The 23,542-nt window shown below is 61.7% G+C and carries 18 protein-coding genes; 10 read left to right on the top strand and 8 right to left on the bottom strand.

What is annotated here, in order from left to right; translation table 11 throughout:
- Positions 1-43: 43 nt before the first annotated feature.
- A complete protein-coding gene (locus tag AC13RE_RS17935) occupies positions 44-1,882 on the bottom strand; it encodes a hypothetical protein (RefSeq protein WP_488563933.1) in 1,839 nt (612 codons plus the stop codon).
- A 239-nt stretch (positions 1,883-2,121) separates the two neighbouring features.
- Between AC13RE_RS17935 and AC13RE_RS17930 the strand changes: the two genes are divergently transcribed.
- Positions 2,122-3,135, top strand: coding sequence for a glycosyltransferase (locus tag AC13RE_RS17930; protein ID WP_488563932.1), 1,014 nt, complete (start codon positions 2,122-2,124; stop codon positions 3,133-3,135).
- On the top strand, positions 3,132-3,518 hold the full coding sequence (locus AC13RE_RS17925) for a GtrA family protein (protein WP_132715578.1): 387 nt from the start codon (positions 3,132-3,134) through the stop codon (positions 3,516-3,518). The genes AC13RE_RS17930 and AC13RE_RS17925 overlap by 4 nt, the downstream gene beginning before the upstream one ends.
- A gap of 7 nt (positions 3,519-3,525) precedes the next feature.
- On the opposite strand, the gene AC13RE_RS17920 is transcribed toward AC13RE_RS17925, so the two are convergent.
- On the bottom strand, positions 3,526-4,512 hold the full coding sequence (locus AC13RE_RS17920) for a Gfo/Idh/MocA family protein (protein WP_488563931.1): 987 nt from the start codon (positions 4,510-4,512) through the stop codon (positions 3,526-3,528).
- 317 nt (positions 4,513-4,829) lie between these two features.
- Between AC13RE_RS17920 and AC13RE_RS17915 the strand changes: the two genes are divergently transcribed.
- The 4 genes from AC13RE_RS17915 to AC13RE_RS17900 all read left to right on the top strand — a co-directional run bounded on the left by AC13RE_RS17915 (position 4,830) and on the right by AC13RE_RS17900 (position 7,908).
- Positions 4,830-5,399 (top strand): isochorismatase family protein, encoded by a 570-nt coding sequence (locus AC13RE_RS17915; protein ID WP_488563930.1) that lies wholly within the window; start codon positions 4,830-4,832, stop codon positions 5,397-5,399.
- Positions 5,396-6,394 (top strand): GlxA family transcriptional regulator, encoded by a 999-nt coding sequence (locus AC13RE_RS17910; protein WP_488563929.1) that lies wholly within the window; start codon positions 5,396-5,398, stop codon positions 6,392-6,394. The genes AC13RE_RS17915 and AC13RE_RS17910 overlap by 4 nt, the downstream gene beginning before the upstream one ends.
- Before the next feature lie 106 nt (positions 6,395-6,500).
- Positions 6,501-7,451, top strand: coding sequence for an aldo/keto reductase (locus AC13RE_RS17905; protein ID WP_132715574.1), 951 nt, complete (start codon positions 6,501-6,503; stop codon positions 7,449-7,451).
- Positions 7,452-7,464: 13 nt separating this feature from the next.
- The gene (locus AC13RE_RS17900; protein WP_132715573.1) at positions 7,465-7,908 is read left to right on the top strand and encodes a GNAT family N-acetyltransferase; all 444 of its coding nucleotides are present in this window, start codon (positions 7,465-7,467) and stop codon (positions 7,906-7,908) included.
- Here AC13RE_RS17900 and AC13RE_RS17895 read toward each other — a convergent pair.
- Positions 7,898-8,515, bottom strand: a complete 618-nt coding sequence (locus AC13RE_RS17895) for a hypothetical protein (protein ID WP_488563928.1) — start codon at positions 8,513-8,515, stop codon at positions 7,898-7,900. The two genes, AC13RE_RS17900 and AC13RE_RS17895, sit on opposite strands and share 11 nt — an antisense overlap.
- A gap of 146 nt (positions 8,516-8,661) precedes the next feature.
- On the bottom strand, positions 8,662-9,555 hold the full coding sequence (locus AC13RE_RS17890; RefSeq protein ID WP_132715571.1) for a LysR family transcriptional regulator: 894 nt from the start codon (positions 9,553-9,555) through the stop codon (positions 8,662-8,664).
- A 128-nt stretch (positions 9,556-9,683) separates the two neighbouring features.
- Here AC13RE_RS17890 and AC13RE_RS17885 point away from each other — a divergent pair, with 128 nt between their 5' ends.
- From AC13RE_RS17885 to AC13RE_RS17870, 4 genes are all read left to right on the top strand, one after another.
- The gene (locus tag AC13RE_RS17885; protein WP_488563927.1) at positions 9,684-10,679 is read left to right on the top strand and encodes an aldo/keto reductase; all 996 of its coding nucleotides are present in this window, start codon (positions 9,684-9,686) and stop codon (positions 10,677-10,679) included.
- Positions 10,680-10,933: 254 nt separating this feature from the next.
- Complete coding sequence (locus AC13RE_RS17880) at positions 10,934-16,456, top strand: alpha-2-macroglobulin family protein (RefSeq protein ID WP_488563926.1); 5,523 nt, start codon at positions 10,934-10,936, stop codon at positions 16,454-16,456.
- A 9-nt stretch (positions 16,457-16,465) separates the two neighbouring features.
- Positions 16,466-18,553 carry a penicillin-binding protein 1C gene (gene pbpC, locus AC13RE_RS17875; protein WP_488563925.1) on the top strand — a complete coding sequence of 696 codons (2,088 nt, stop codon included), beginning with the start codon at positions 16,466-16,468 and terminating at the stop codon, positions 18,551-18,553.
- 94 nt (positions 18,554-18,647) lie between these two features.
- Positions 18,648-19,007, top strand: a complete 360-nt coding sequence (locus AC13RE_RS17870; RefSeq protein WP_015338486.1) for a nuclear transport factor 2 family protein — start codon at positions 18,648-18,650, stop codon at positions 19,005-19,007.
- Between the two features lie 251 nt (positions 19,008-19,258).
- On the opposite strand, the gene pheT is transcribed toward AC13RE_RS17870, so the two are convergent.
- From pheT to rplT, 4 genes are read right to left on the bottom strand one after another with little or no spacing between them, the layout of a single operon-like run.
- Positions 19,259-21,682, bottom strand: coding sequence for a phenylalanine--tRNA ligase subunit beta (pheT, locus tag AC13RE_RS17865; RefSeq protein WP_488563924.1), 2,424 nt, complete (start codon positions 21,680-21,682; stop codon positions 19,259-19,261).
- Positions 21,683-21,698: 16 nt separating this feature from the next.
- Positions 21,699-22,781, bottom strand: a complete 1,083-nt coding sequence (gene pheS, locus AC13RE_RS17860; RefSeq protein ID WP_132715566.1) for a phenylalanine--tRNA ligase subunit alpha — start codon at positions 22,779-22,781, stop codon at positions 21,699-21,701.
- A gap of 37 nt (positions 22,782-22,818) precedes the next feature.
- Positions 22,819-23,076 carry a hypothetical protein gene (locus AC13RE_RS17855; protein WP_488563923.1) on the bottom strand — a complete coding sequence of 86 codons (258 nt, stop codon included), beginning with the start codon at positions 23,074-23,076 and terminating at the stop codon, positions 22,819-22,821.
- Positions 23,077-23,107: 31 nt separating this feature from the next.
- Positions 23,108-23,512, bottom strand: coding sequence for a 50S ribosomal protein L20 (gene rplT, locus AC13RE_RS17850; RefSeq protein WP_112336785.1), 405 nt, complete (start codon positions 23,510-23,512; stop codon positions 23,108-23,110).
- Between the last annotated feature and the right edge of the window lie 30 nt (positions 23,513-23,542).

Here is a 23,542-nt window from a genome sequence, read left to right as displayed (position 1 = left end):
TGGCGTGGTTTGGAGATTCCGCGCAGAGCTGAACAGCTCCAGCTCAATTCTGCGGCTTGACGCGGAAGAACTGCACATCCGATTCCGCCGGCGCCGCAATCGGCTCCAGATAGACGGGAATATGCCCAGCAGTCAGCTGCGCATAAAGTCCCTTCGGCGCCCGCTCACTCACTAACTCCACCTGCGGATCCCCCTTACAGAAGGCAACAATCGTTACCTTCGCCTCATGCAGAAGCGCTTCTGCCTGTTGCGGCTCCGCAAGGCCAATAAGCAGCTCGGCCATCATTCCATCAGGATCGCGGTGATAGGGACCAGAAAGGGTGCGATGGGGGGTGAAGCGCAGAAGCGGCGCTCCCAGGTTGGAAGCCGCCGCGACCACCCCCGGCGCAAGACCCGCGATCGGTCGCAGGGCCTGCTGGGATATACAGTTGGCAGTCTCCTCCGCCTTGACTGGCGCCGCGACCATAAGACCATTGACGCCCCCCTTGCTTGCAAGCGCGCCGCCCACGGCCCAAACGGCTGGGACAGAGGCCAATAATGTCCCCGCATAAAGCAGGATCGCACGCAGATTTTTGGGATCGGCCATGTAGTTTTTTCGCAATTCGGCGATCATCAATGCCAGTGGCGGTATGGCCAGGAGATTGGCGAATTCTGTGCCGCGTACCTGCACCAGCGTGATCACCCAATTGATCGCGATCAGCGCCATCAGCATTGCGTGGAGGCTCGGCCGGGTGCCTCGCAGGATACGAAAGGCGCAGACGAGCATCGCCAGAAGACCCGTTGCGTAGAAGACGCCGAGCGTATCCGGCTGACGGTTGGCCACGGAGATAATCGATTGTGCCTCGGCCACTCTGCTGAGCCAGAAATCCACCAGCATGGGGTCCAGATCGGAAAGCGGATTGCGCAGGCATTGCGGCGCAAGTGCGACGGTTATCGCAAACACGAATGCGCCGTTGACCGCGAGAATTGCAATGCGCCAGGGCCGGGACAGACGGCTGGCAAAAATGGACGACAGGAGAAGCCCGACGCAGCCTGCGCTGGTGATGCCGTAAAAGCCGAGCGAAAGATTGTCGCATGTGACCATCGAATAAAGACGCGGCGGCACCAGCGAGAAGAAGGCGGCGCTGACGGCGATCGTCAGGGTCAGGGCAAAAGCCTTGGCAGCGGGTGCGAATATCTCGCCTTTCCAGGCCCACAAACAGGCAACTGACATGCAGGCGACGGCGACAAAGGGCGTTGTCTCCGCGCCGATACCGAGCTGGATGGCAAGGGCGATAGCAGCAATGGCGAAATTGCGAGGGCGATAGTTTTCATCGACGAGCATTGCAACGGTAAGCGCAACGAGGCCGAGTTGAACATTGTCGTGATCGATGGAGCCCGGCACGAAGCGCGGCGAAAGCAGGACAAACAGCGCCGTCAGGATCAGCGAGAAGTGCATGCCTTCCACGCCGGCGATGCGCCGACCTGCAAGACCCATGAAGAACATCAGCGGCAGGACGAGCATGAGAGGCCATACCGTCAGCGCGGCCGCCTCGGCGCCTTCCGGTGAAAGGAACATCCGGAAGAAGAGGATGAGGCTTGCGATCGGCAGATCGATGAAGCGCGACCAGTGCATCAGCGTGCCGCCTGCGAGGCCGAGACGGTACTGCATCATGTCGAACCAGCCCTGGCCCGCGAGAAAATCGCGCACTTCGACAAGACGCATGGCGTCGTCATTATCCGGCCCGACATAGTCCGCGAGGTTGCGATGAATGATGAGCTGCGCGACGATGACGATGGCGGTATAGACCAGAGCAGTGAGAGCAGGATGAGACCAACGCAGAGGCGCCTTCTTTTCTGCCGTTCCGGCTGCCTCGGGCGGCATTGCCAGCGTTTGCGCCATCTCGATGAACCCCATGTTGGAAGGATAGTCGGGGCGATACGCTAACGGTTGCCGATCAAAAAAAAGTAAAGCCGCTGCCTACAGCCGCTTTTATCACGATAATGTTTTTCGCAGCGCCGGTATCCCGCCTTTTTTATTGGGCAGCCATAGGGTCTTATTAACAGCCAGCGGGATAAGCTCTCGTCCGGATCGTCAATCGGGCCTCGACTTAACTTCACACGCAGCAACCGGCCAAGACCATGTCGAATGAGAAGCTGAATATCGCCGTCCTCCTGCCCTGCTACAACGAAGCCGCAACGATCGGCGAGGTCGTGCGCGGTTTCCGCAAGGCGCTGCCGCAGGCCGCGATCTATGTCTACGACAATAATTCGACGGACGGCACCGCGCTGCATGCCATGCTTGCCGGCGCGACTGTCGTGCGCGAGCGTCGGCAAGGCAAGGGGCACGTGGTGCGCCGCATGTTCGCCGATATCGAAGCTGACATCTATCTGATGGCCGATGGCGACGGCACCTATGCGCCCGAAGACGGCGAAGAGCTGATCCGCACGTTGCTGACCGAGGGATCCGACATGGTGGTCGGCACTCGCCGCAACGTTCGCAACGACGCTGGCCGGCAGGGCCATGCCTTCGGCAACCGTATTTTCAACTGGCTCTATCGCAGCATCTTCGGCGCCGATTTCACCGATATATTTTCCGGCTACCGCGCCTTTTCGCGCCGCTTCGTCAAGAGCTTTCCTGCCGTATCTGGCGGGTTCGAGATCGAGACGGAAATGTCGGTTCATGCCTCCAGGCTGAAGCTGCCCGTCAGCGAGCTGGAACTCGACTACGGACGGCGGCCGGAAGGCTCGCATTCGAAGCTTTCGACCTTCCGCGACGGCGGGAGGATCCTCTGGATGTTCGCGATGCTGATGAAGGAAACGCGGCCTTTCGCCTTTTTCGGCATCCTGAGCGCCGTCGCCATGGAGCTCAGCATTGGTTTCTCCATTCCGGTCTTCATCGAGTATTTCGAAACCGGACAGGTCTTGCGCATGCCGAGTTGGATGCTCTCCCTAGCGCTGACAATGATCGCCTTCATGCTGTTCACGGCTGGTATCATCCTCGATTCCGTGGCGCGTGCCCGCGCCGAACAGTTGCGCATTCACTATATGAGCCTGCCCAAGCCCTCCTCGCGCGAAAGCGAAGATGACAGGACGGTTTACATGGCTGAGATCGACAAGCCGGCAAGCCGGAAGAAAAGGGCCAAGGCTGCATGAAGAAGCTCTTTCGCTTCCTGATCGCTGGCGGTGTCGGCTTCGTGGTCGATGCGGGCGTGCTGCATCTGTTGCTCTGGTTCACGCCTTTCGGACCCTTCGTCGGCCGCGCCATATCGATCCCGAGCGCGCTGCTTGCCACCTGGGTACTCAACCGCAACTTCACCTTCGGCCGCTCCGACCGCTCGCTTGCGGCGGAGGGCTTTCGCTACGGTTCGGTCGGGCTGACCTCGGCTCTGCTGAACTACGCCCTCTTCAGCTCGCTGCTGATGACCGAGCCGTCATTGCGGCCGATCATTGCGCTGACGCTGGCATCGGCGGCGGCGACAGCGTTCAGCTTCTTCGGCTATTCGCGCTTCGTCTTCCGCCACCGGCAGAATTTGTGACAAACCCTCAAACGGGCTCCCAGCCGTCCTTCTCGCTGGCGCGGTAGATGGCGTCGATGACCTTCTGGTTGAGCTTCGAACTTTCCAGCGACACGACCTCGGCGCCTTTACCAAGCGCGGCAGAGGCGAAAGCTTCAGCCTCGCGCCTGTATTGGCGGCTGTCGGGGAAACGGAAAATCTGCGATTCCGAATGGCCGCGATTGGTCAGCTCCAGCTCTTCAGCACCATAGCGATCGGCATTGAAGGGCGACTTCACCTCAATGAAACCCTCGGTGCCATGGAAGACCATGACCTGACGGTTGGCCATCTGCGTCGAGATATAGAAGGTCAGTTCGAAATCGCCGAAATCAGCTTTGACGCTGGAGTAGATGTCGGTGCCGAATTCGGGGTCGCGCTCCGTCACCGCCTGAATGCGCAGCGGTTCGCGGCCCGTGACGAAACGGGTGCTGATCGTCGGATAGACGCCGATGTCGGGCAGGCCGCCGCCGCCGAGCGCGGGAATATTGCGCATGTTGCCGGCATCGCGGTTGAAATAGGTGAAGGCACCCTGGATATGGCGCAGACGGCCGATGGCGCCATCGGCGAGCAGCGAGCGAACCTTCCGCCAGACCGGCGCATAAGTGACCATATAGGCTTCCGTCACCAGAACCTTGTTGCGATCCCGCGCGGCGATCAGGCTGTCGATCTCATCCGCCTTGAGGGCGATCGGCTTTTCGCACAGCACATGCTTGCCGGCATCGGCAGCCTTGATCGTCCATTCGACGTGCTGCGAAGTCGGCAGCGGGATATAGACGGCATCGATCGTATCGGAGGCGAGCATCTCTTCATAGGAGCCGAAGGCATGCGGCACGGAGAAGCGGTCGGCCATCTGCCTGGCGCGGCCGAGATCGCGGCTGGCGATGGCAGCCACGACGCAGTTTTCCGCATCCTGAATGGCGGGCACGACCAAATCCCGGCCGATCTTCGCCGTCGACAGAATTCCGAAACGCAGCATGATCTTTCTCCTGAAGCATCGTCCCCAAACAGACGGCCGCATGGCGATGATCGCAACATGGCCTTTCCGGCGGGATCCTTTGTGAACACGGTGGGGTAAAGCGAAACAGGGCATTCCGCTCTGGACGAAATCGACGTCAACTTTATTCGGCCCTTGCCGAAGGTGCAACGCCCGAGACGGCCCGCAGGCGCGAACCGGAGGGTGTAATGACCATCACGTCGTGTCCGTATTTGTCCCCTTTCTGTCTGCCAGATGGCTTTCGAAGCTTTCAAGCGACGCCTAATCTCAGCTATCCTTCAAGCACAGGAGATACGAAAATGTCCCATACGGATACCGCACTGCTCGTCATCGACGTCCAGGAATCCTTTCGCCAGCGTCCCTATTGGCGAACGGACGACCTGCAAGCCTTCACCAGCCGCCTGCAGGCGCTGATCGACGGCGCCAAGGCGCAAGGCATTCCCGTCGTCCAGATTTTCCATGTCGAGGACAACGACGCGCATTTCAGCCTCAAGAGCGGCTTCGTTCGCAAGCTCGATGAGATCTCGCTGGAGGCCGATGCCGTCTTCCACAAGCGCCGCCATTCGGCGCTCGTCGGCTCAGGCCTCGATGTCTGGCTGGTGGCAAACGGCATCCGCAAGGTGATCGTTTCGGGTATCCGTACCGAGCAATGCTGCGAGACGACGACCCGGCACGCTTCCGATCTTGGCTATGAGGTCGACTATGTCACCGAGGCGACGCTGACCTTCCCGATGACGCATGCCTCGGGCACGGTCTTCAGCGTCGATGATATCAAGAAGCGCAGCGAGCTCGTGCTGTCGGGCCGTTTCGCCCGTATCGCAACGGTCGAAGAGGCGCTGGCCGACGCATCGATCCGGAGTGCCGCATGATTCAAAGCGACCAGCGCCTCCATCGGCGGATCATTCCCGTCTACGTGCTTCTGCCGCCTTATACGCTGCTGATGGACGTGGCGGGGCCTGTGGAGGTGTTGCGTCGCGCCAATATCGAACAGGACGACGTCCTGTTCGATTATCAGTTCATCGCTGCCCAGCCGTTGCAGACGACTTCGGTTGGGCTGACGCTTGCCGATCTCAGGCCGTTGCCGGATCACATTCCCGATGGCGCCTATGTCATCTTGTCCGGCAACGTCACACCGCCTGACGATGCCGAAGATATCGAGCCGGAGATTGCCACGCTTGCAGCATGGCTGAGAGGTGCGATCCGGCCGGGCATCACCCTCGTCACCATATGCTCGGGTGCCGTGCTCGCAGCCCGCGCCGGACTGATGGATGGCTATGCCTGCACCAGCCACGCCGCCTGCCTCGACGAAATCACGCAATATGCACCGACGGCCAGGGTTCTCGACAACCGGCTCTACGTCGAAGACCGTGATCGATATTCGAGCGCCGGCATCACGACAGGCACCGATCTCATGTTGCATCTCGCCTCCAAGCTGACCTCGCCGGTGACGGCGCTGACCATTGCACGTCACATGGTCGTCTATATGCGCAGAACCGGCGCCGAGCCGCAGCTCTCGCCCTGGCTCAGCGGCCGCAACCACGTTCACCCCGCCATCCATCGCGTGCAGGATGCGATCATGGCCGATCCGGCCCATGGCTGGTCGCTTACCGAGCTTGCGGGCATCGGCGCCATGAGCGCGCGGCATATTTCGCGGCTGTTTCAGGAACATGCCGGCCTGTCAGTGACGGCCTATGTCAATCTGATGCGTGTGACGCTGGCGCGCGACGTGCTTGCCAATTCGCGGCTGGATATGGAGCGCGTGGCGGAAAAATCCGGCTTCGCCTCGCCGCGGCATATGCGGCGTGTCTGGTCGAAATACAACGCGCTGCCGCCCAGCCACTATAGGCGTTCGACGGCGGAATAAAGAAATCGTTAGTGGTCTTTGTCGGCAAAGGCCGCTAGCCTTGCCTTGTCCCTTCGCACCGGCGCCCGCTCGCCGGCCTGCCCCTCAAGTGATTTGGAGTGATATCATGGACATGCGCAAGCTTGGACGAACCGATCTGTTTGTCGCCCCCATCGTTTTCGGCGGCAACGTCTTCGGCTGGACGGCCGATGAGAAAACCTCCTACGCACTGCTCGATGCCTTCTTCGATGCCGGCTTCAACACCATCGATACCGCCGATGTCTATTCCCGCTGGGTTCCGGGCAACAAGGGTGGAGATTCCGAGGAGATCATCGGCAAGTGGCTGAAGCAGGGCCGCGTTTCGCGCGACAAGGCCATCATCATCACCAAGGTCGGATCGGAGATGGGCCCGGGCAAGAAGGGCCTCAAGGCCGACTATATCATCGAGGCGGCCGAGGCTTCGCTGAAGCGGCTGCAGACCGATCACATCGACCTTTATCTGTCGCACTGGCCGGACCCCGAGACGCCGCATGAGGAATCGCTTGCCGCCTATGCGAAGCTGAAGGAACAGGGCAAGATCCGCCATGTCGGCTGCTCGAACCTCGATGCGGCGCAGCTCCAGGCTTCGCTCGATGCTGCCGCCAAGGCTGGCCTGCCGCGTTACGACGTGCTGCAGCCCGAATATAATCTCTATGCCCGCGACAGCTTCGAGGGACCGCTGGCGGATCTCTGCGTCAGGCAAGAGATCGGCGTCATCACCTATTTCAGCCTCGCAGCCGGCTTCCTGACCGGCAAGTACCGCACCAAGGCCGATACCGAGGGACGGGCACGTGAGAACCGGGTTTCAGCCTATTTCGATGACAAGGGCCTGCGCATCCTTGCGGCTCTCGACAAGGTGGCCGCCGAAACGGGCGCGAAGCCCGCCGAGATCGCGCTTGCCTGGCTGTTGCGCAAGCGTGGCGTCACCGCTCCGATCGCCAGCGCCACCAGCCTCAACCAGCTCAACGCGCTCATCAATTCGGCAAAGCTGTCGCTTTCCGACGACGCCATGCGCCTGCTCGACGCAGCCGGCGAATAAAAGAGGCAGACTGATGACCGTGACGATCCGAGACGCCAGACCCAACGACGAAGCGCGCTGGCGCGCGTTATGGGACGGCTATCTGGCCTTCTACGGCGTCACCGTCGCGCCCGACATTACCGATGCGACATGGCGCCGGGTCTTCGATCCGGCGTCAGCCATCTTCATGCGCTTGGCCGAGGTCGACGGTGAGGTGAAGGGTTTTAGCCTCAGCCTCACGCATGAGGGCACCTGGGTGCGCGCACTCGACTGCTATCTGGAAGACCTATTCGTCGATGAAAGCGTCCGGGGCCGCGGCGTCGGCCGGGCGCTGTTGGATGATCTCGTCGCGCTCTGCAAGAAAAACGGCTGGGCTCGCCTTTACTGGCACACCGAAGAAGGCAATGCGACCGCCCGCAAGCTCTATGACAGCTACGTCAAGAGCGACGGGCATATTCGCTACCGCATCAGCTTTTGAGTTTCGGAAAGCCCTCATAATGGGCGGAATGATCCCCCTCCCAGTTGGCCATGCCGGGCTTGGTCAGCATGCCGCGCGGGCTGACATAGCTCTGGATGGTCCGCATCGGCCGCTCGTGCCATTGGATGTTGAAGGCCCATAGCTTCGGGAAGAAGCAGAGCGAGGCATAGGGTAGATGGTCGTGTATCCACCAGGCGAGTTTCTGCCAATCGCCTTCGTGAGTATGGTGATCGATCAGCCAGGGCACGACCATGCAGACGGCCGCCCCCATGCAGCCGTCAAGATCGCGCATATCCCAGATGTGGTGCGCGGCGGTGTGGGGATTGGTCGAGCAGTTCAACCCGTTCTTGTTGCCGAAGGCGTTGACCTCGGGTGAGCGATAGCCGGAACGGATATGTAGCCGGCCAAAGGTCGCTTCCAGCGGCTCCAGCAATTCCTCGCAAAGCCGGCGCCCGGCCTCGATCGCCAGATCCGGGTCTTCCGGAATATTGGGGATGCGATAGAAATCCGATATTTCCGAATGCAGGAAATCGCGAAAGAAGAAATTCTTCGAAAGCCTGACGCGGCCGAGATCCTCGAGCCCCTTCATCGATCCCGGTTTTCTCATCGCTGCAATCCCTTCCTGAAACCATTCAATCAGTCGAGACGACTTATCGCATCACCACCACCCGATTTTTGTCAGCAGTCGCTTCGTTCCCTTGCTTTGCGCGATTCCGGACGGAAAACCGCTACGCACTTTTCCTGAAATCGCTTTTAAGGCCCCGTATATTTGAAAAAATCGATGAAGGCTCTAAGCGCCGGGCGCATCTGGCGGCGGCTCGGATAGTAGATGCAGAAGCCCGGATAGGGCGGGCACCAATCCTCGAGCACGCGGATGAGCTTGCCTTCGGCCAGTTCCTGCTGCACGCGAATATCGAAGAGATAGGCAAGGCCGGCGCCATTGAGGGCGGCCAAAACGCCTAACCGATCCTCGATGACGATCAGGGGACCATCGACGGCAATGACCAGCTCGCGGCCATCCTTCTCGAACTCCCAGCGATAGATCGAGCCATCGGTAAATCGCCGCTTGATGCAGCGGTGATGAACGAGGTCGCGGGGATGCAGAGGCTTCGGATGCTTCTCGAAATAGGCCGGAGACCCGGCAATGACGGTGCGGATATCAGGCGAGATCTTCACCGCGATCATGTCGCCTTCGATGCTCTCCGCCAGTCGGATACCGGCATCGTAGCCTTCCTTGACGATATTGCTGAAGCCGTCCTCATTGGCGATTTCGAGCGTGATATCGGGATAGGTATTGAGGAAATCGCCAATGCGCGGCGCCATCAGCAGATCGGAGGCAAAACGCGGGGCAGTGATGCGCAGCGTCCCCGCCGGGCGGCCGCGGGTCGCAAGCGTATCCTCCAACGCGATATCGATTTCCTCCAGGGCCGGCGCCAGCCGTTGTAACAGCGCCTGTCCCTCCTCCGTGGGGAGCACGCTGCGCGTGGTGCGGGCAAGCAGCCGCACACCGAGGCTTTCCTCGAGGCTGGATACGGCGTGGCTGACCGCCGATGGCGCGATCGACAGTTCCTTGCCGGCAGCGCGGAAGCTGCGATGGGCGGCGACGGCGGCAAAAACCGCGAGTTGGGAGAGCTGTGTTCTGTTCATTGATCTAAATTATAGAACAACCTGTAAGGATTTGCATGGATTTTCATTCATTGTCCGAAACCCTAATTTGAGCGTGTCGGCAGCGGAAATGACCGCCGCCGCTCCCATAAGCTCAAAAGGAATAGATCATGAAAACCCGCAGGCTTGGTAAGGATCTCACCGTTTCCGCCGTCGGACTCGGCTGCATGGGCATGAGCTTCGCCTATGGCCCGACGGACGAAGACGAATCCGTCAAAACGCTGCATCGCGCCGTCGATCTCGGTGTCACCTTTTTCGATACGGCCGAAACCTACGGCCCGTTCACCAACGAGGAATTGCTCGGCCGGGCACTGAAGCCTGTGCGCGACCGCGTTGTCATCGCCACCAAATTCGGTTTCAAGCTCGATCACACGAAATCAGGGCCCGCCGCCATGATCGGCGTCGATAGCCGGCCCGAGCATGTCAAGGACGTTGCCGAAGCCTCCCTCAAGCGACTTGGCACCGATGTCATCGACCTCTACTACCAGCATCGCGTCGATCCGAATGTGCCGATCGAAGATACGGTCGGCGCCATGGCCGAGCTGGTGCGGGAGGGCAAGGTGCGCGCACTCGGCCTTTCCGAAGCAGGCTCCGCCACCGTCCGCCGCGCCCATGCCGTACACCCGATCGCCGCCGTGCAGAGCGAATATTCGCTTTGGAGCCGCGATCCGGAGGAAGACGTGCTCGCCACCTGCCGCGAACTCGGCATCGGCTTCGTGCCCTACAGCCCGCTCGGCCGCGGCTTCCTGACCGGTGCCATCCAAAAGACGGAAGATCTCGCCACCGACGATTTCCGCCGTTCGCTGCCGCGCTTCCAGAGCGAGAATTTCGATGCCAACGCAGCCCTGGTCGCAAAACTTCAGGCACTGGCCGAAGAAAAGGGTGTCACGGCTGCACAACTGGCGCTCGCATGGGTGCTGTATCAGGGCGACGACATCGTACCGATCCCCGGCGCGCGCAAGCTGCACCATCTCGAGCAGAACGCTGCAGCCGCCGATATCGTCCTTTCGGCACAGGAAGTGAAGGAGCTCGGCGATATCATCAGGCCCGAGATCGTCGTCGGAAAGCGGTATACGGATGCCGCATTGGCTCTGACGAATATATGACAAACGGGCTTCCTCTGCAGCCCAGACAGAGACACCGGTCATCAAGGCCGGTGTCATTTTGAGACTGAAAAGAAAAATGAAACCCGACTGACGCTTGCCTGAACATGCGAATCGCCTGAATTACAACCTCTTTCAAGCACCTAGGCGAATCGTCGTAAACGTGAAGCGTACACAACAGCTCGACGCTCGGTTGACAAACGGGTCCGAAATTTGAAGATTGCCGCCATCAAAAACGGGCAGCGTGGGGAGGACTTATGTCTAGGCGCGCGTTTATCGGCTTCTCTGCTTTTCTTCTCGCCACTTTCGCATCTCTGACCCCTTCGCTGGCGGCTGACGTCAAGCGCCAGGTGGTCACCACGAAGGATGGCGATTACTTCGGCTTCGATCTGCGCACGGAGCAGAATGTGACGCTGGATCAGTGCTCCGCGTCCTGCATCGGCGACAAGTCCTGCAAGGCCTTCACCTACAATCCCAAGGTGAAGTGGTGCTTCATGAAGTCGGACTTCAACCAGCTCAACAGCTTCCCCGGCGCGATCGCCGGCAAGATCGTCGAGACGGCGGCCACCAGTGAACCGGATATCGGCGCGGCCCCTGCCCTTTCCTTCCTTTCCGACAATTTCGTCCAAAGCGCGCGCGATGCAAAGAACACGCTGACGCTCGGCAACGAGCTGAAGGGCCAGGGCGTCGAAAGCCTGATTGCGCTCGGCCGTATCGAGCTGACTTCTGGCAATGTCAACGATGCCCTGAACGCCTTCCAGGGTGCGCTCTCGCTCAGCCCCGACAATGGTGACCTGTGGGTCGAGATGGCGCGCGCCGCCAATACGATCACGAACGACACGTCTGTCGCTACGCGCGCCGCCTATGCCGCACTCAACGGCTATCAGCTGACCCGCACGACGAGCAGCCGCGCCGATGCGCTGGCCGTTCTCGCCGAGGCACTGAAGAATGCGCAGAACTATCGCCCTGCGCTCAGCGCTTACAAGGCAAGTCTCAATCTCGTCAGCTCGGCCGCCGTCCAGGCAGCCTATAACGATCTTCTGGCCCGCCAGGGCTTCCGCGTGACCGGCAACACGCTCGACAACGACAATGCCTCGCCGCGCGCCTGCGTGCAGTTCTCCGAAAAGCTGGTAAAGAGCGGCGTCGACTATACCCCCTTCGTCACCCTCAACGGCGCCGCGCCGAAGGGCGTCGATGCCAAGGACAACCAGATCTGTGTCGAAGGTCTGGAATTCGGCCAGCACTACCGCATTTCGTTGCGCGCCGGCCTGCCCTCCTCGGTGGAGGAAAACCTCGCCTCGCAGGTCAATGTCGATATCTACGTCAAGGATCGCACGGCTTCGCTGCGCTTCACGGGCGACAATTTCGTCCTGCCCTCGACCGCGCGTCGCGGCATTCCGATTGTGTCCGTCAACGCCACTACGGCCAATCTCAAACTCTATCGCATCGGCGACCGCAATATCGCGCAGCTTCTGAACAATTCGCAGTTCCTGACGCAGGTGGATAGCTACAGCGCTCAGACCATCCAGGATACCAATGGCGAACTGGTCTGGCAGGGCTCCATCGAGATCAAGCAGGAACTCAACAAGGAAGTCGCGACCAGCTTCCCTGTGGACGAGGCGCTGCCGAAGCGCAAGCCCGGCGTCTATGTGCTGACGGCGGTTGCGCCCGAGAGCGGCGGCCATGAATGGGACCCGCAGGCGACGCAGTGGTTCGTCGTTTCCGATATCGGCGTCACCACCTATGCCGGCACCGACGGGCTGAATGTTTTCGCACGCTCGCTCGGCAGCGCCAAGCCACTTGCCGGCATTCAGCTGCAGCTGCTCGCCAAGAACAACGAAATCCTCGGCACGGCGAAGACCGACGACAATGGCCGCGCCGTCTTCAGCGCCGGCCTTATGCGCGGCACGGCGGGCATGACGCCGGCCGTCATCACCGCCCAGAATGGCGATCAGGATTATGTCTTCCTCGACATGACGCGCGCCGGCTTCGATCTTTCGGACCGCGGCGTGGCGGGCAGAACCGCGCCCGGCGCGATCGATCTCTTGACCTGGACGGAACGCGGCATCTACCGCGCCGGCGAGACGGTGCATGCTTCCGCACTTGCCCGCGACGTCAGCTCGACGGCAGTCGAAAATCTGCCGCTCACCTTCGTCTTCCTGCGCCCGGATGGCGTCGAGGATCGCCGCATCGTCACCGATGGCGGCAAGCTCGGCGGCTACAATGTCGATCTGCCATTGCAGCAGACCTCGATGCGCGGCACCTGGACGATGAATATCTACACCGACCCGAAGGGCTCCTCCATCGGCTCGCAGACCTTCCTCGTCGACGATTTCGTGCCGGATCGCATCGAATTCGACATGAAGAGCGACGCCAAGGAGATCGAAGTCGGTCAGCCGACTCCGGTTAATGTCGATGGACGCTATCTCTATGGTGCGCCGGCCGCCGGCCTCAACCTCGAAGGCGAAGTGACGCTGAAGCCGACGCGCCAGAGCGATGCCTTCAAGGGCTATCAGTTCGGCCTCGCCGACGAAGGTGCCGGCAAGGCAAATGCAAACAATGACGACGAGGACAGCAGCAGCGGCGACAGCAAGGCCGAGAGCACGCAGGTGCCGCTCGAAGACCTGCAGGCGCTGGATGAAAACGGCAAGACCACCTTCAACGTCACCATCAACGACACGCCTTCGACCACGCAGCTCCTGAGCGCCAACATCACCGTGCGCATGCAGGAAGCCGGCGGCCGCGCCGTCGAGCGCTCGCTGACGCTGCCCGTCAAGGCGGACGGCCCGCGCATCGGCATCAAGCCGGAATTCGACGGCGATCTCGGCGAGAATTCCGTCGGCAACTTCCATGTCATCGTTGTCGATGCCAATGGCCAGAAGCAGGCCATGCAGGGACTGACCTGGAAGCTGCTAAGTGTCGAGCGCAATTATCAATGGTATCGCGACGGCAGCAGCTGGAAGTTCGAGCCGATCATGTCCACCAAGCAGGTGGCGGTCGGCACGGTCAACGCCACGACGGACGGCGCGGCGATTTCCATGCCGGTCACCTGGGGCCGCTACCGCCTCGAAGTCTCCACCGCCGATGCGAACGGCCCGGAATCGAGCGTCGAGTTCAATGCCGGCTGGTACGTCGCCTCGACCTCGACGGAAACCCCGGATGCGCTCGAGATCGCGCTCGACAAGGAAAGCTACCATCTCGGCGATACGGCCAAGCTGAAGGTCACCTCGCGCTATGCCGGCCAGCTGATGGTAACGGCAGGCTCCGAAACGCTGATCTCGGTCACCAATGCCGATATCGGCGCCAATGGCGGTGAAGTGGATGTTCCCGTGACCGCCGATTGGGGCGCCGGCACCTATTTGACGGCAACCCTCTTCCGCCCCGGCGACGCTCAGGAAAGCCGCATGCCGATGCGCGCCATCGGCATCAAATGGGCTCCCGTCGATCCCGGCGAGCGCAAGCTGCAGATCAAGATCGACGCGCCCGAGAAGACGCTGCCGCGTCAGCCACTGAACATCGCGCTGCAGGTCGCCGGCGCAGGCGTCAATGAGGACGCCTACGTCACGATCGCCGCCGTCGATGTCGGCATCCTCAACCTGACCCGCTACCAGCCGCCGGCACCGGATGACTGGTATTATGGCCAACGCCAGCTCGGCCTCGAAATCCGCGATATCTACGGTCGCCTCATCGATGGCTCGCTTGGCGCGACCGGCAAGCTGCGCACCGGCGGTGACGGCGGACAAGCGGCCCTGCAGGCCAGCCCGCCGAAGGAAAAACTGATCGCCTTCTTCTCCGGTCCGATCAAGCTCGATGCCAATGGCAAGGCCAATGTCAGCTTCGACATTCCGCAGTTCAACGGCACGGCGCGGCTGATGGCAGTTGCCTGGTCGAAGGCCGGCGTCGGCCACGCGACGCAGGATGTCATCATCCGCGATCCCGTCGTCGTCACGGCTAGCCTGCCGAAGTTCCTGGCGCCCGGAGACAAGGCAAACCTGCGTCTCGACGTCGCCAACACCGATGCGCCCGCTGGCGAGTACACGCTCACAGTCACCGGCAATAACGCCGTGACAGTGGATGCAAGTGCCACCCAACAGAAGATCAATCTGGCGACCGGTGGCAAGTACAACATCACGCTGCCGCTGACCGGCGGACAGCCGGGCGACGGCACGGTTTCGATCAAGCTCTCGAATGCGTCGGGCATGTCGCTCGACCAATCGGTCGATATCCCCGTTCGCCCGTCGCAGCTGCCGATCACCGAACGGCGCGTCATCGCGCTTGCCCCGGGCAAGAGCCTGACCGTCAATGCCGACCTTCTCGCCGACAGCGTACTGCCCGGCGCCTCGGTCAGCGTCAATGTCAGCCGTTCCAGCGCCTTTGACGTGCCGGCGCTTTTGATGAGCCTCAGCCACTATCCCTATGGCTGCGCGGAACAGACGGCGAGCAGCGCCATGCCGTTGCTCTATTTCAGCGACATGGCCATCAAGAACGGCCTGGCCAATGACGCCGAGATCCAGAAGCGCGTGCAGGACTCGATCTATCGCGAACTGTCCTACCAGTCTTCGACCGGCAGCTTCGGCCTCTGGAGCCCGGGCTCGGGTGATCTCTGGCTCGACGCCTATGTCATGGACTTCCTGACCCGCGCCCGCGAGCAGAAATACAACGTGCCGGATCAGGCGATGGTGCAGGGGCTCGAAAACCTCCAAAATGCGCTCAGCGCCAATACCAACGTCAAGGATAACGGCAACGAGATCGCCTATGCGCTCTACGTGCTGGCGCGCAACAAGAAGGCTTCGATCAGCGATCTGCGCTACTACGCGGACACCATGCTGAACGACTTCCCGACACCGCTCTCCAAGGCGCATCTGGCCGCGGCTCTCGCGCTCTATGGGGATGCACAGCGCTCACGCAACATCTTCGTGGATTCGCTGCAGATGTCGCAGAAGGCGGCGGTAACCAAGGTCAGCTTCGTCCGCTCGGATTACGGCTCGTCGCTGCGCGACGGCGCCGCCGTGCTGGCGCTGGCCGCCGAAAGCCGCCCGGTGCCGCCGATCATTCCGGAACTCGCAAGCGTCGTTGCCAAGGATTGGCAGAGCCGGAAATATACCAGCACCCAGGAACAAACCTGGATGCTGCTCGCCGCCCGCGCCCTGCAAAATGGCGATGACGGCCTGACGCTCGACGTCAACGGCGCCGCCCATAGCGGCACCTACATGGCGCAGATGTCGGGCGATGCGCTGATGGGCCATCCGCTGACCGTTACCAACACGACGCGCCAGCCGCTGTCGGCTGCGGTGACCACGGTCGCGGCTCCGGTTGCACAACTGCCGGCCGGCGGCAACGGCTTCAAGATCGAGCGCAAATACTACACGCTCGATGGCGAAGAGGCCAATGTCAGCCAGGCACAGCAGAACGAACGCTACGTGGTCGTGCTGCACGTGACCGAGGACAATGACTGGCCGCAGCGCATCCTCGTGACCGATCTCCTCCCGGCAGGCTTCGAGATCGATAACCCGAGCATCGTCAACAGCGCCCAGCTTTCGAACTTCGACTGGCTCAGCGACATTCAGCCCGCTCATGTCGAATTCCGCAACGACCGTTTCGTCGCAGCCTTCGACCAGGGCTCCGGAGCAGATCGTGACATGACCTTCGCCTATGTCGTGCGCGCCGTGACCCCCGGCGTCTACGATCATCCAGCCGCAAGCGTCGAGGACATGTATCGTCCTCAGTTTTCGGCCCGCACGGCGATGGGCCGCATGGAGGTGCTGGGCGCCCAGCAGTAAGAAGCAGACATGAAGGCGCGGTGGAAAATTGCGATCGGCTTTGGAGCCACCGTCTTGACGGCGGTGGCTCTGGTCTTCGGCCTGGAAGCCGCGGACCGCGCCTATCCGCCGCCGCTCGACAATGCGCGCGTGGTTTCGTCCGAGGTGCTCGACGCCAATGGCGATCTCCTGCGCGCCTTCGCCACGCCCGAGGGGCGCTGGCGGCTGAAGACCGGCGTTGCTGATGTCGACCCGCAATATCTGCGCATGCTGGTCGCCTATGAGGATCGGCGCTTCTACGATCACCATGGCGTCGATCCCATGGCGATCGGCCGCGCCTTTCTGCAGCTCGTCACTCACGGCCGCATCGTCTCGGGCGGCTCGACACTCTCCATGCAGGTGGCGCGCCTGATTGAGCCACGCAGCGAGCGCTCAATGACGGCGAAGCTCCTGCAGGTCGTCCGCGCCATCCAGATCGAGCGGCGACTGACCAAGGAACAGATCCTCGATCTCTATCTGACCCATGCCCCCTATGGCGGCAATCTGGAGGGCGTGCGCGCCGCAAGCCTTGCCTATTTCGGCAAGGAGCCGAAGCATCTGACGGTCGCGCAGGCTGGCCTGCTTGTGGCGTTGCCGCAGCTGCCGGAAAAGCGCCGGCCGGACCGCAATCTTGCCGCCGCCCAGGCTGCCCGCCATCGCGTGCTCGAGCGCGCCGCCGTTGCCACTATCATCGGTGAAGGCGAAGCGGAACGCGCCTCGCTCTCCCCTATTCCGGCCCAGCGCCGGCAGCTGCCGGCTTATGCGGCCCATCTGGCCGAACTGGCGCTCAGGAAGCAGCCCAGCGTTATCAAGCACAAGACGACGCTGCGGCGTGATGTACAGCAAGGCCTCGAAGCCGTTGCGGATGCGGCAGCGAAGCGGCTTGGGCCGAAGGTGTCTGTTGCCATGATCATGGCCGACGCGAAGACCGGCGAGATCATCGGCGAAGTCGGCTCGGCCAACTACTTCGATTCCTCGCGCGCCGGCTGGGTCGACATGACCCGCGTTCTGCGTTCGCCCGGCTCGACACTGAAGCCCTTCATCTACGGCCTTGCCTTCGAGCAGGGCTATGTGGCGCAGGAAACAATTATCGAGGACCGCCCCGCCGATTTCTACGGCTATCGTCCCCGCAATTTCGACATGAGCTACCAGGGCGACGTCAGCGTGCGCCAGGCGCTGCAATTGTCGTTGAACGTGCCGGCCGTGCGGTTGCTCGATGCCGTAGGTCCCACGCGGCTGCTGGTGCGCTTCCGCCGCGCCGAAGTGAAGCCGAAGTTGCCGCCGAACGAGGCACCGGGCCTTGCCATCGGCCTCGGTGGCGTCGGCGTGACGCTGAAGGATCTCGTGCAGCTCTATGCCGGGCTTGCCAATCGCGGCAAGGCGATGCGGATCGGCGACGGCATCCAGGACGAGCCGGGACCGATCGAAGGCGAGCCGCTGATGGAACCGATCGCGGTGTGGAACATCACCGATATCCTCTCCGATATCATCGTACCGCGCGGCAGCAAGCAGCTCGGCATCGCCTACAAGACCGGGACGAGCTATGGCAATCGCGATGCCTGGTCGATCGGCTATGACGGCGCGCATGTGCTCGGCGTCTGGGTCGGCCGCCCGGACAATGGCGCGGTGCCGGGCCTCGCGGGCTATGTTTCCGCCGCTCCTATTCTGTTCGAAGCCTTCGCGAAATCCGGCGTTGCCATAACCCCCTTCCCTGCCGCTCCCATGGGCGCCGTGCGCATCGCGCCGACCGAATTGCCGATCAGCCAGCGGCGTTTTTCCGTGACCGCCGCCGGGCTGCTGGCCGCCTCCAGCCGCGAACCGGCGCCTCAGATCGTCTATCCGCCGGAAGGCGCACGCGTCGATCTCGGCGCCAGCAGCGGCAACGATCAGATCATGCCGCTAGCGCTGAAGCTGCAGGGCGGGCGGGCGCCGTTCCGCTGGCTCGCCAACGGCAAGCCGCTGCCCGACATGTCGCGCCGCCGCACCAACCAATGGACGCCCGATGGCGCCGGTTATTCGACGCTGACCGTCATCGATGCCGCCGGACGCGCGGCAAGCGTGCGGGTTTTTGTCGAATAATATAAGTCAAATCATTGCGATCACGCCGCCTGCATTTTTGTCAGCTGCCGGCGTCTATGATATCTTAGGCATAACTCAAACGAGGAATGACGAGATGTCGGAAGAGCAGGCAATCCGTGCGGTTGTTCATCTCTATGTCGATGGAATGGCATTCGCGAACGAGCCGGCGCTGCGCAAGGCCTTCCATCCGCGAGCAGCGATCATCGGCAATTATCAAGGCGCGGTCGAGTGGATGACGCGGGATGAATTCATTGCCGCAATCGTCGAGGAAGGCAGCGCCCCGCCCGGAACCATACCGCTGATGGAGATCGAGTTGATCGACATCGAAGGCGATGCGGCCAGCGTCAAGGTCGTCGACGAATTCGCCGGGATGCGGTTTTCGGATTATCTATCGCTGGTGAAGATCGATGGGCGGTGGAGTGTGGTGAACAAGGTTTATCATCTGCATCGGTAGGTGAGGCGGCACCGAGGATGCCGTGCCCCTGATACCCCCCTCTGTCACTTCGTGACATCACCCCCACAAGGGGGGAGATTGTTGGGAGTTTGCCGCACGCTTTTTCGAACCTGAAAGCTTCAGTGTCTGCAGCTTCGATATTTGATCGAGGCGAGAAGATTCCGCGAGTTACCAATCTCCCCCCTTGTGGGGGAGATGTCGCGATAGCGACAGAGGGGGGACGCACCCTCCGCGAACTCGACAGCGACCGATTACGCTCTCAACACCCCACCCGTCGACTTCGTGACGTTGGCGACTATCTTCTGCGTCAGCGCCTCGAAATCCTCATCCGTCAGCGTGCGCTCGGCCGGCTGAATCTGCACTTCGATGGCAATCGACTTCTTGCCTTCGCCGAGCGAAGCGCCCTCGAAGATGTCGAAGACGTTGACGCCGGTGACCAGCTTGCGGTCGGCCCCGACGGCGGCGCGGACGACGGCGCCGGCTTCCACCGACTTGTCGACCACGAAGGCGAAGTCGCGCTTGACGGCCTGGAAGGGAGAAAGCTCCAACGCCGGCTTGGTGCGGGTCGCCTTCTTCTTCGGCTCGGGCATGGCATCAATGTAGACTTCGAAGCCGGCAAGCGCGCCCGACACGTCGAGCGCTTCCAGCGTCTTCGGATGGAATTCACCGAAATAGCCGAGCACGACCTTCGGACCCATCTTGATGGTGCCGCAGCGGCCGGGGTGATACCAGGCCGGGCCGCCCTGCTCGATCTGGATATTGCCCATCGGCAGGCCGCAGGCCTCGATGACGGCGAGAGCGTCAGCCTTGGCGTCGAAAACGTCGACCGGCTTGCCGCCGCCCTTGGTGGCGTTCGACCACATGCGGCCGGCGCCGGCAAGCGATGCCGTGCCGCGGCGAATACCGCCGGCAACGCGCCGCTGTCCCTCGGGTGTGTCGTTCTCATAGGTGCCGGAGACTTCGAAGATCGCGACGTCGCCGTAGCCCTTGTCGGCATTGCGCTGCGCGGCCGAAAGCAGCCCCGGCAGCAGCGAAGGACGCATGTCGGACATGTCTGCAGCGATAGGGTTCGCAAGCTTCAATGCGTCGGAGCCGCCGCCGAAGAGCTTGGCCTGATCTTCGGAAATGAAGGACCAGGTGACGGCTTCCAACATGCCGCGCGAGGCGAGCGCCCGCTTGGCCGTACGAGTGCGGATCTGCAGCGTCGTCAGGATCTTGCCGTTGACAGCGGCGTGGCTGCTAAGCGGCTGCGGCTTGATATTGTCAACGCCGTGGATGCGCATGATCTCTTCGACAAGATCGGCCTTGCCATCGACATCCGGACGCCAGGAGGGAACGGCGACGGAAATGCGCTCGCCCGAACCGGAAACCGAGAAGCCGAGCTTTGTCAGGATCGACTTGCTCTCATCGGCCGAGACGTCGAGGCCGGTGAGGCGCTTGACTTCCGACAGCGGGAAATCGACGATCTTCGCCTCATAGCCCTTGTAGCCTTCGACGCGGGCTTTGGCAGCCGTACCGCCGCAGCAGGCAAGCACCAGCTCAGTCGTGCGCTCAAGGCCGGGCACCATATATTCCGGATCGACGCCGCGCTCGAAGCGATAGCGCGCATCGGTGATGATGCCGAGGCTGCGGCCGGTCTTGGCGATGTTCATTGGGTCCCAGAGTGCGGATTCGATCAGCACGTCGGTCGTGTTCTCGTTACAGCCGGAATGCTCCCCGCCCATGATGCCGCCGATCGACTCGACACCATTGTCATCGGCGATGACGACGTTGCTCGGGCTGAGCTTGTATTCGCGCTCGTCCAGCGCCAGCACGGTTTCGCCGTCCCTGGCGCGGCGGACGACCAGATTGCCCTTGACCTTGGCGGCGTCGAAGACGTGCATCGGGCGACCCTGGTCGAAGGTCATGTAGTTGGTGATGTCGACCAGCGCGCTGATCGGACGAAGGCCGATGGCGAGCAGGCGCTGCTGCATCCACTTCGGGCTTGGGCCGTTCTTGACGCCGCGCACGAGGCGAAGCGCAAAGCCCGGGCAAAGGCTGATATCGTCGAGCTCGATCTTGAGTTCGGTCGGCGTTTCACCTTGGACAGGAAACGTTGGCGTGAGGCGGGGCTTCAGCGTGCCAAGGCCGGAGGCGGCGAGATCGCGGGCGATGCCGTAAACGCCGGTGCAATCCGGGCGGTTCGGCGTCAGATTGATCTCGATGACCGGATCGTCGAGCCCGGCATAGGCGGCAAAGCTCGTGCCAACCGGCGCATCCTCCGGCAGATCGATGATGCCGTCATGGTTGTCGGAGATTTCGAGTTCCTTTTCCGAGCACATCATGCCGCGGCTCTCGACGCCGCGGATGTTGCCGATGGCAAGCGTCACATCGATGCCGGGAACATAGGTGCCCGGGGCCGCAAAGGCACCGACGAGGCCGGCGCGCGCATTGGGGGCGCCGCAGACGACCTGAACGGGCGCACCGCTACCGGTGTCGACCATCAGCACCTTCAGGCGATCGGCCTGCGGGTGCTTTTCGGCCGAGAGAACCTTGGCGATGACGAAGGGCTTGAACGCGGCCTTGTCGTCCACTTCTTCCACTTCCAGCCCGATCATCGTCAGGCGGGCGCAGATCTCGTCGAGCGTGGCGTCGGTTTCCAGGTGCTCTTTCAGCCAGGAGAGTGTGAATTTCATGTGCTTTATCCCTTCCTTACGCGCTCAGACCGCCGAACAAAGTCGGCATATCGAGCGGGCGGAAGCCATAGTGGTTCATCCAGCGGACGTCGGCGTTGAAGAAATCGCGCAGGTCGGGCATGCCGTATTTCAGCATGGCAATGCGGTCGAGGCCCATGCCCCAAGCAAAGCCCTGATACTCGTCCGGATCGAGGCCGCCATAGCGCAGCACGTTCGGATGCACCATGCCGCAGCCGAGGATTTCCATCCAGTCGGTGCCTTCGCCGAACTTGACGATCGGGCCGGAGCGGTCGCACTGGATATCGACCTCGAAGGACGGTTCCGTGAAGGGGAAGAAGGACGGGCGGAAGCGCATCGTTACATTGTCGACCTCGAAGAAGGTCTTGCAGAATTCTTCGAGCACCCAGCGGATATTGGCGACGTTCGCCGTCTTGTCGATGACGAGGCCTTCGACCTGATGGAACATCGGCGAATGCGTGGCATCGCTGTCCTGGCGGTAGGTCTTGCCGGGGATGATGATGCGGATCGGCGGCTTCTGCGCCTCCATGGTGCGGATCTGCACCGGCGAGGTGTGCGTGCGCAGCACCTTGCGCTCACCCTTTTCATCCGGCTGGAAGAAGAAGGTATCGTGCATTTCGCGAGCCGGGTGCCCTTCCGGGAAATTCAGCGCCGTGAAGTTATAGTAATCGGTCTCGACATCGGGGCCTTCGGCGATCGAGAAGCCCATGTCGCCGAAGATGGCGGTGATTTCGTCGACGATCTGGCTGATCGGATGGATGCGGCCGCGCTCGGCCGGCGAGGAGCGGACCGGCAGACTGACATCGACGGTCTCGGCCTTCAGCTTCGCCTCGATCGCCGCATCGCGCAGCTCGCTCTTGCGGGCGTTGATCGCGTCGGTGACGGCGTTCTTCAGCGCGTTGATCGCTGCGCCGCGTGTCTGCCGTTCTTCCGGCGACATAGAGCCCAGCGTCTTCAGCAGTTCCGAAACCGAGCCCTTCTTGCCGAGCGCGGCAACCCTGACCGTTTCGATCGCCTGCTCGTCGTTCGCCGCAGCCACCTCGGCCATGAGTTGGGTTTCGAGTGTTACGAGTTCCGTCATCTGATCCTGCCTTGCGGGCGGCGGGCTTGGACGCCGCTCATTCCGCGGAATAATGGATGAACACCCACATCAGACTGCTTGTGGCAACGATGAGGCGCTGCAGATCACTACCCATGTGGAAGCGGCCAATCAACCGGGCAAATGACAAAAACACGCCAAGAATACGGTCCTTGGTATTTGTCGCCCGATGCGCGACCCGTTTTCGAGCCTCGCCCAACAAGACAGCCTGACACGATGGAAAAGCATATGCTGCAAAACACAAAACCCGCGCCGGTTTCGCCAGCGCGGGTTTCATAATGAATTTACGAAAGACGTGCGAGGCAGCGTTAGTTAACGGCTGCTTCGAACTCGTTCTTCGTGCCGGCTTCCTTGAGGTATTCAAGTGCCTTCTTCGAAGCGACGACGAGCGCGCCGAAAGCTTCCTGCTCATGGATTGCCATGTCGGAAAGAACCTTGCGGTCGACTTCGATGCCAGCCTTGGTCAGGCCGTCGATGAAGCGGCCATAGGTCAGGCCATGCTCGCGGACGGCAGCGTTGATGCGCTGGATCCAGAGGGCGCGGAAGTTGCGCTTGTTAACCTTGCGGTCGCGATAAGCGTACTGCTTTGCACGATCGACGGCGGCCTTGGCAGTACGGATGGTGTTCTTGCGACGGCCGTAGAAGCCCTTGGCTGCCTTCAGAACCTTCTTGTGCTTGGCGTGGGCGGTAACGCCTCTTTTTACGCGTGCCATTTCATGATCTCCTTAGTCTATAGCGTTACG

Source organism: Martinezella sp. CNPSo 3959 (genome assembly GCF_057784355.1).
The sequence above is the reverse complement of the archived record's forward strand: the minus strand, read 5'-3'. Positions and strand labels throughout refer to the sequence as shown.